We start from the raw sequence: 1,931 nt of genomic DNA on the forward strand, positions 1-1,931 counted from the left end.
GAGCAAGCAAAACAGCAACGTTATAACGACGCGGCATAAAAAGAAAACCTTGTCACGTAAGGACGGACAAGGCTTTCCATTTTCACTCAAAGAATGAATAGCAAAATCCGTTCTGTGACGCAAGTAACAGGACAATAATATGTTTTATGAAAATTCTCAGGGCATCACAAATGCCTTGCGTGGGGGTTGGCATGGGCATTATGGAAGTGCCCGTTGTCCAGCCCATGATGATCAATTGCCTAGCTTATCCCTTGCCAATGGACATGATGGGCGTCTCTTACTCTATTGTTATGCTGGCTGCTCTTTTAGAGAGATCATACAAGCGCTCATTAGAATTGGTTTGCTTGGAAAACAAGCCTTTTTTGATAAAGCTTATGATCAGACGCTCTCTTTCTCAAAACAATGTTGTGCTGATCTCAAACGAGCAAAACAGAAAGCAGCAAGAGCAAAAAAGATTTGGCAACAAAGCCAACCGATAAAAGATACTTTAGCAGAAACCTATTTACGCAATCGGGGGATCACATGTGAATTGCCTGCTGATTTACGTTTTCACGATAAATGCCATCACCCATTAGGAATGACACTGCCCGCGTTGGTTGCTCTTGTTAAGGGGGCGGCTCCTTTGCCATTCATAGAACCTTTTTAAAAGCCAATGGCTGCAAAACAGATCAGAAACCAGCAGATTATGGGGGGCGTAAAGCAGGTTTCACCCTTGCTGCGCGTGCTTATAGCAAGGTTTTGAGGTTTTTATCATGCAAGCTCCAAAAGGAACCGATTTTAATAACGTATTACTTTCTCAAAAGAGGGAACTATGAAAGAGAGTCATTTACAAAACAACAATGAAAATACCCCCGTCAATGATAACGATAATGCTTGTTTACGGTTGGAAAAGATTTATTGTTGTTAGCAGGGAACGATCCGCTGGGACGCAGTTTGCAGGATTCTGGCTTGCTGCACACGAAACGCTGCGTGCCCAAGAGAGATTAATGCAAGCGTCAAAACAAAAAGCGATAGAAGTCTGGGCGCATTAGGCAGGCATGGAAGTCCCATGTCGCATGGGGCAGCTTTATGCTGCATCTGGCAGAGGCAAAGAGCTTTTTCTTTTAGTTATGACCAAACTTGGTTGAAGAGCGGGCATAGCTAGCTGTTTGATCCAGATTTGCAGCTTTATTCGGGGCTGCAATATACTCGGGAGGATCATGACAATTTTGGCCTTTAGGTACTGGTAATTTTTTAATTAAAAGCAGTTGCTTATCTATTTTGGTAAGTGCTCTATAACAGCCAATAATTTTTGCCGCATCATCTAAATCAATTTCACGGTTTTCATTGGCAATAATCTCTTGTATGGCTGGTGTAATATAGGTTTCATCAATTCCCAAGACCACAATCTTGTAAGGGGTTAACAGTTCATTATCGACAGCTTCCGCGAAGGTATAATGATGAAGTTGTTTGCCATAAAGGGTTTCATCATCCATAGATGCCAAAACAGCATTGATCTCATCCGCCCGCCTTTTAGCAGTATCACTAAAGATACGCGGCGTTGCTGTCATATACAGACGTTTTTTGCCCCGAATGATGCTGTTATCATGAACCTTGATAAATTCTGATTCATTGTCTTCACTTCCCAATGAAGCTCCAGTCGTTCTATGGGCTTCATCACAGATGATCAAATCAAATTCGGGTAAACCATGCTCTTTTTGTGCATCCGAAATCACTTGGATAGAATGGTAAGTTGAAAAGACTACCGTCATTGCGTCTACTAGGTTTCCACGCGCTTCTTTAGCAAGGGCTTGAGCATCCGTGGTAGCAGGGAGAACAAGATCTGATGTTGCCATGCCAACAATATCATCTTGGTTTTTACGACGCTTGCCTACTTTCGTATCAGAACACACGGCAAAGGAACGCAACGGGACTTGTGCATCGGCTGTCCA

1 protein-coding gene and 2 pseudogenes are annotated in these 1,931 nt (G+C 42.9%); 2 read left to right on the top strand and 1 reads right to left on the bottom strand.

Annotated elements, in window-relative coordinates:
• Nucleotides 1-139: 139 nt before the first annotated feature.
• Nucleotides 140-815 (top strand): annotated as a pseudogene (locus ACFIO5_RS09730) (DUF7146 domain-containing protein).
• Nucleotides 816-857: 42 nt separating this feature from the next.
• Nucleotides 858-1,031: a hypothetical protein gene (locus tag ACFIO5_RS09735; RefSeq protein ID WP_375643436.1), complete on the top strand. Its 174-nt coding sequence runs from the start codon at nucleotides 858-860 to the stop codon at nucleotides 1,029-1,031.
• A 216-nt stretch (nucleotides 1,032-1,247) separates the two neighbouring features.
• On the opposite strand, the pseudogene ACFIO5_RS09740 reads toward ACFIO5_RS09735, so the two are convergent.
• Nucleotides 1,248-1,931, bottom strand: a pseudogene (locus tag ACFIO5_RS09740) (DEAD/DEAH box helicase family protein); the annotation flags it as partial.

The organism is Bartonella sp. AA86SXKL (assembly GCF_042196885.1).